5 protein-coding genes and 1 pseudogene are annotated in these 6,347 nt (G+C 72.0%); 5 read left to right on the top strand and 1 reads right to left on the bottom strand.

Annotated elements, in window-relative coordinates; genetic code table 11:
• Positions 1–85 precede the first annotated feature (85 nt).
• From phnK to C5F48_RS21130, 4 genes and pseudogenes are all read left to right on the top strand, one after another.
• A pseudogene (gene phnK, locus C5F48_RS21115) lies at positions 86–845 on the top strand (phosphonate C-P lyase system protein PhnK).
• A gap of 2 nt (positions 846–847) precedes the next feature.
• Positions 848–1,525, top strand: coding sequence for a phosphonate C-P lyase system protein PhnL (gene phnL / locus C5F48_RS21120; RefSeq protein WP_107665745.1), 678 nt, complete (start codon positions 848–850; stop codon positions 1,523–1,525).
• Positions 1,522–2,076: a phosphonate metabolism protein/1,5-bisphosphokinase (PRPP-forming) PhnN gene (gene phnN, locus C5F48_RS21125; protein ID WP_107665746.1), complete on the top strand. Its 555-nt coding sequence runs from the start codon at positions 1,522–1,524 to the stop codon at positions 2,074–2,076. The genes phnL and phnN overlap by 4 nt, the downstream gene beginning before the upstream one ends.
• Entirely contained in the window at positions 2,073–3,215 is a 1,143-nt protein-coding gene (locus tag C5F48_RS21130) for an alpha-D-ribose 1-methylphosphonate 5-triphosphate diphosphatase (RefSeq protein WP_107665747.1), read from the top strand. The genes phnN and C5F48_RS21130 overlap by 4 nt, the downstream gene beginning before the upstream one ends.
• 3 nt (positions 3,216–3,218) lie before the next feature.
• Here the strand turns inward: C5F48_RS21130 and C5F48_RS21135 are convergent, their stop codons facing one another.
• A complete protein-coding gene (locus tag C5F48_RS21135) occupies positions 3,219–4,991 on the bottom strand; it encodes a cation:proton antiporter domain-containing protein (RefSeq protein ID WP_181247746.1) in 1,773 nt (590 codons plus the stop codon).
• Between the two features lie 250 nt (positions 4,992–5,241).
• Between C5F48_RS21135 and rsgA the strand changes: the two genes are divergently transcribed.
• On the top strand, positions 5,242–6,246 hold the full coding sequence (gene rsgA / locus C5F48_RS21140) for a ribosome small subunit-dependent GTPase A (RefSeq protein WP_107665748.1): 1,005 nt from the start codon (positions 5,242–5,244) through the stop codon (positions 6,244–6,246).
• The last annotated feature ends 101 nt before the right edge of the window (positions 6,247–6,347 follow it).

Raw genomic sequence — 6,347 nt, forward strand, 5'->3', positions numbered from 1 at the left:
CCGCGGCCGGCGGGCGGCGGGGCGATGCGGGCCGGGCTGCCGGGGAGGGCGGCGTGATGGCGGCTGGACAGGACGACGGGACCGGCTGCTGGCGGTCGAGGGGCTGACCAAGCGCTACGGCGCGCGGATCGGCTGCGCCGATGTCGGCTTCGATCTCTGGCCGGGCGAGGTGCTGGGCGATCGTCGGAGAGAGCGGGTCGGGCAAGTCCACGCTGCTGGCCTGCCTCGCCGGGCATCTGGCGCCGGATGCGGGACGGGTGGTCTTTGACACCGCGGCCGGACCGCGTGACGTGCTGGCGATGAGCGAGCCGGAGCGGCGGATGCTGGGCCGCACCGATTGGGCCTTCGTGCACCAGAACCCGCGCGACGGTCTGCGCATGGGCGTCTCGGCCGGCGGCAATGTCGGCGAGCGGCTGATGGCGGTGGGCGCGCGGCATTACGGGCAGATCCGCGAGACGGCGACCGATTGGCTGGGCCGGGTGGAGATCGCCGGCGACCGGATCGACGACCGGCCCTCGGCCTTTTCCGGCGGGATGCAGCAGCGGCTGCAGATCGCGCGCAATCTGGTCACCGGGCCGCGGCTGGTGTTCATGGACGAACCGACCGGCGGGCTCGACGTCAGCGTGCAGGCGCGGCTTCTGGACCTGTTGCGCGGGCTGGTGCGCGACATGGGTCTTTCGGCGATCATCGTCACGCATGACCTCGCGGTGGTGCGGCTGCTCGCCGACCGGCTGATGGTGATGAAGGGCGGCCGGGTGGTGGAGCAGGGCCTGACCGATCAGGTGCTCGACGATCCGCAGCACGGCTATACCCAGCTTCTGGTTTCCTCGGTTCTGCAGGTGTGATGATGATCGACGTTCAGGATGTGTCCAAGACCTTCACCCTGCACAATCAGGGCGGCGCGGTGATCCCGGTGATGTCCGGGGCCTCGCTGCGGGTCGCGGCAGGCGAATGCGTGGCGCTGGTCGGGGCCTCCGGGGCCGGGAAATCGACGCTGATGCGGATGATCTGGGGTAATTACCTCGCCGCCTCGGGGCGGATCATGGTGGGCGGGCTCGATGTCGCCCGCGCCGCCCCGCGCGAGATCATCGCGCTGCGGCGCGAGACGCTGGGCTATGTCAGCCAGTTCCTCCGGGTGGTGCCGCGGGTGCCGACGGTGGAGGTGGTGGCGGAACCGCTGCTGCGGCTGGGCGCCTCCTCTGCCGAGGCGCGGGCGAGGGCCGAGGCGCTGCTCGCCCGGCTGAACATCCCCGAGCGGCTGTGGGCGCTGTCGCCCACCACCTTCTCGGGCGGCGAGCAGCAGCGGGTGAACATCGCCCGCGGCTTCGTGCACGGCTATCCGGCGCTGCTGCTGGACGAGCCGACGGCCAGCCTCGACGCCGCCAACCGCGAGGTGGTGCTGCAGCTGATCGAGGACGCCAAGGCGCGCGGCGCGGCGATCGTCGGCATCTTCCACGACGAGGCGGCGCGCGACCGGCTCTGCGACCGGGTGGTCGACGTGACCGGCTTCGCGGGGGTGGCATGACGGGGCGGCTCTTCGCCGTCGTCGGGCCCTCCGGGGCGGGCAAAGACACGCTGATCGCGCTGGCGCGGCAGCGGTTGCCGCTGCATGTGGTGCGCCGGATCATCACCCGGCCGGAGGAGGCGGGCGGCGAGCCCTTCGAGGGCGTGACCGAGGCTGAGTTCGCTCGGCGGCGGGAGGCGGGGGACTTCGCGCTGCATTGGGAGGCGCATGGCCTGTGCTACGGCATCCCCGCGGCGGAGCTTTCGGTGCTGGACGCGGGGCGCGACGTGCTGTTCAACGGCTCGCGGGTGGCGCTGCCGCTGGCGGAGGCGCGGTTTCCCGGGCTGGCAGTGATCCTCGTCACCGCGCCGGCGGCGGTGCTGGCGGAGCGGCTGGCGGCGCGCGGCCGCGAGACCCGCGGCGAGATCGAGGCGCGGCTGGAGCGGGCGGGGTTCGACCTGCCGCCGCTCGCCGACCTGCGCCGCGTGGACAATGACGCGACCCCCGAGACCGGGGCGGCGCGTTTCATCGAGGCGCTGCGGCGCCGGCCTCAGACGGAGAGCGAAGAATGAGCGGAACGATCCTTGCCAATGCCACGCTGGTGCTGCCCGGCGAGGTGCGGCGCGGCAGCCTGCGGCTGCAGGACGGCCAGATCGCCGAGATCGGCTCGGGGACGACGGTGCCGGCCGGGGCGGTGGATTGCGGCGGCGACCTGCTGCTGCCCGGGCTGATCGAGCTGCACACCGACAACCTCGAGCGCCATATCGAGCCGCGGCCCAAGGTGGACTGGCCGCATGCCGCGGCGATCGTCGCGCATGACGCCGAGCTCGCCGCGGTCGGGATCACCACGGTGTTCGACGCGCTGCGGGTGGGATCGGTGGTCTCGAAGGCCAAGGGCAATTACGGCGAATATGCGCGGGTACTGGCGGACGAGATCCTCGACCTGCGCGCCAAGGGCGCGCTGCGCATCAGCCATTTCCTGCATCTGCGGGCCGAGATCTGCTCGGAGACACTGGTGGAGGAGATGGCGAAATTCGGCCCCGAGGACCGGATCGGCATCGTCAGCCTGATGGACCACACCCCGGGCCAGCGCCAGTTCCGCGACACGCAGCAGCTGAAGCATTACGTCTGCGGCAAGCACGGCTATTCCGAGGCCGAGTTCGCCGACCACGTCGCCTCGCAGCAGGCGCTACAGCGCCGGTTCGGCGCGCTGCACGAGGCGACGGCGGTGGCCGAGGCCCGGCGCTACGGCGCGGTGCTGGCCAGCCATGACGACACCGATGCGGCGCATGTGGTGCAATCGGCGGCGCATGGCGCGCATTTCGCCGAGTTCCCCACCACGGTGGAGGCGGCGGAGGCCTGCCGCGCCCATGGCATCGCGGTGATGATGGGCGCGCCGAACCTGATCCGCGGCGGCTCGCATTCCGGCAATGTCGCCGCCAAGTCGCTGGCCGAGGCCGATCTCCTCGACATCGTCTCGTCGGATTACGTGCCCTCGGCGCTGCTCTTGGCGGCGCTGATGCTGGGCGATCTTTGGGGCGACGTGGCGCGCGGCGTGGCGACCGTCACAGAGGCGCCGGCGGCGGCAGCCGGGCTCGACGACCGCGGCCGGCTGGAGATCGGCAAGCGCGCCGACGTGATCCGGGTGGCGCGGCTGGCCGGCGCCTGCGCGGTGCGCGGCACCTGGGTGCGCGGCGAGCGGGTGGCCTGAGGCTCAGGCCCGCTGGCGCGGCGTGACCAAGGGCTCGGGACGCGGTTCGACATGCAGGCTGTCGCGCCCCGACATCAGGTTGCCCTGCGCCTGTGCCTCCAGTCGCTCGATGTCGCGGCGGCGGATGTCCTCCTCGACCTCGGCCACGTCGAAGGCGGTCATGCCGAGGCTGCGCAACCCGGCCCCGCCGAAGGCCAGCGCGGATTCGAAGGTCTCGCGGATCTCGAAATCCACCCCCATCTGCCGCAACCGGATCGAGTGGCCCCTGTCGTAGGACCGCGCCAGCACCCGGCTGGAGGGGAAATGCTCGGCGACGAGCCCGACGATGCGGTCGGTGGCCTTGGGGTCGTCGACGCAGACCAGCACCATGTCGCTGGTCCCGGCCCCGGACTGCCGCAGGATGTCGAGCCGCGTGCCATCGCCGTAGTAAACGGTGAAGCCGAAGCGCCGCGCCTCGCGGATCCGGTCGGGGTCGTTGTCGATCAGCGCGACATCCACCCCCTGCGCCAGCAGCATCTGCGAGGCGATCTGGCCGAAGCGGCCGAAGCGGCCGAAGCCGATCATCAGCACCCGGCCCTTCAGGCAGTCCACCGGCTCGACCCCGTCCATCGACGGCGCCTCGACCGCCAGCCAGCGGTCGGCGGCCAAGAGCACCAGCGGCGTCACCGCCATCGACAGGATGATGACGCTGGAGAAGATCGCGTTCTCGGCGGCGTCGATCACCCCGCCGCTCACGGCGGCCGCGTAGAGCACGAAGGCAAACTCGCCGCCCTGCGCGAAGAGCGAGACGCGGCGCAGGCCCTGCAGCGGGCTCGCCCCGAACAGGCGCGCCACCGCGAAGATGCCGAGCGACTTCACCAGGATGTAGAGCACCAGCAGCCCGAGGATCATCACCCAGTCCTGCGCCACCGCGCGCAGGTCCAGCGACATGCCGACGGCAAGGAAGAACAGCCCCATCAACAGGCCCTTGAACGGCTCCACATCGGTCTCGATCTGGTGCCGGTAGCCCGAGCCCGACAGCAGCACCCCGGCGAGGAAGGCCCCCATCGCCATCGACAGCCCGGCCTGCTGCATCAGCAGCGCCGATCCCAGCACCACCAGCAGCGCCCCCGCCGTCAGCACCTCGGTGGTGCGCGCCCGCGCGAGGAGCGCAAAGAACGGGTCGAGCAGCCAGACCCCCGCCCCGATCAGCAGCGCCACCGCGCCCAGCGGCACGAGCACCGTGAGAAGCCCCGGCTGGGTCTCGCCGCTGGCCCCGAGGAAGGCCACCACCGCCAATAGCGGCACGATCATCAGGTCCTCCAGCAGCAGGATCGACACCGCCTGCTGCCCCTGCGCCGAGGCGATGTCGCCCCGCTCCTGCAGCACCGACATGATGACCGCGGTGGAGGAGAGCACGAAACCGGCGCCGGCGATGAAAGCGGTGACCGGGTCGAGCCCCAGCAGCAGGCCGGCACCGGTCAGCAGCGCCATGCAGAGCAGCACCTGACCGAGGCCGAGGCCGAAGATCTGCCCGCGCATGCCCCAGAGCTTGCGCGGCCGCATCTCCACCCCGATGAGGAAGAGGAACATCACCACGCCAAGTTCGGAGATGTGCAGGATGGTCGAGGGCTCGGTGAAGATGCCCAGCACCGAGGGTCCGACCAGCAGCCCGCCGGCGAAATAGCCCAGCACCGAGCCGAGCCCCAGCCTGCGGAACAGCGGCACGGCGACCACGGCCGAGCCGAGCAGCACGATCACCGGCCCCACCATCTGCGCGATGCCCGCCTCCGCCATGCCGGTCTCTCCTTCCTGCCGCCCGGCCAGCCGCCGACCATCGCCGCATGATCCGGGTCATCGCCGCCGGCTGCAAGCCAAACCCCCTGCGCGGCGCTTCGCCGGGGCCCGGCGTGGCCACGCCGCCGCAGGGAGGCCGCGATTGAACCGGCAGGGCTGCGGTGATACCCCAAGAGGAGCGCGCCGCAGTTCTCGGAGACCCCATGCCAGACGACACCCGGACATCCCGCCGCCGCAGCCCGTGCCCGGCATGACCCTGTCGCTGGCGGAGCGGGGCTGGACCGCGTTCTTCGCGGAGCAATGCGGCGAGGAGGAGGCGGGCCTCGCGCCGATGCGCATCCTCTCGGTGCACCGCTCGCGGCTGACGGCGCAGGCCGAGAGCGGCAGCGTGCGGCTCTGGCTGCCGGTGGGGGCGCGGACCACCGATTACGCGGTGGGCGACTGGGTGCTGGTGCAGCCCGACACGCTGCTCTTGCACCGCCGGCTCGACCGCCAGACCCTGCTGGAGCGCCACACCGCGGGCAACGCCGCGACCCAGCTGATCGCGGCCAACATCGACACGCTGTTCATCGTCACCTCCTGCAACGACGACTTCAACCCGGCGCGGCTGGAGCGCTATCTGGCCTTGGCAAATGAATCCGGGGCCGAGCCGGTGATCGTGCTGACCAAGGCCGACACCGTGGCCGACGCCGACGCCTATATCGCCGAGGCCAAGGCGCTTCAGCGCGACCTGTCGGCGGTGGCGCTGGATGCCAAGAGCCCGACGGCGGCCGAGGCGCTGGCACGCTGGTGCGGGCCGGGCCGGACGGTGGCGCTGGTGGGATCGTCCGGCGTGGGCAAATCGACGCTGCTGAACACGCTGGCCGGCGAGGCGCAGGAGACGCCACAGCTGACCGGGGCGATCCGCGAGGATGACGCCAAGGGGCGGCACACCACCACGGCGCGCTCGCTGCACCCGATCGCCGGCGGCGGCTGGGTGATCGACACGCCCGGCATGCGCACCCTGCAGGTGAATGACGCCGCCTTCGGCATCGGCACGCTCTTCGCCGAGATCACCGAACTCGCGCCGCTCTGCCGCTTCCGCAACTGCACCCATCACCACGAGCCGGGCTGCGCCGTGCTGGAGGCGGTGGCGGAGGGGCGGCTCGACGCGGGGCGGGTCGCCCGCTGGCGCAAGCTGATCGACGAAAGCGCCCAGCCCGCCGTCGCCCCACCCCGCGCCGGCGGCCGCCCCCCGCCGCGGCGCAAGGGCTGAGGCCGGCGCGGAACCGGGCGGCTTCCGGTTCGTTTGACCGCAGACGGGTCCGACGGCTGGGCCACGCCCCTGCCTTCCTCGCAAGCCGGAACCGGAACTCG

Origin of the sequence: Cereibacter changlensis JA139, from assembly GCF_003034985.1 — a bacterium.
Lineage (GTDB): Bacteria > Pseudomonadota > Alphaproteobacteria > Rhodobacterales > Rhodobacteraceae > Cereibacter > Cereibacter changlensis.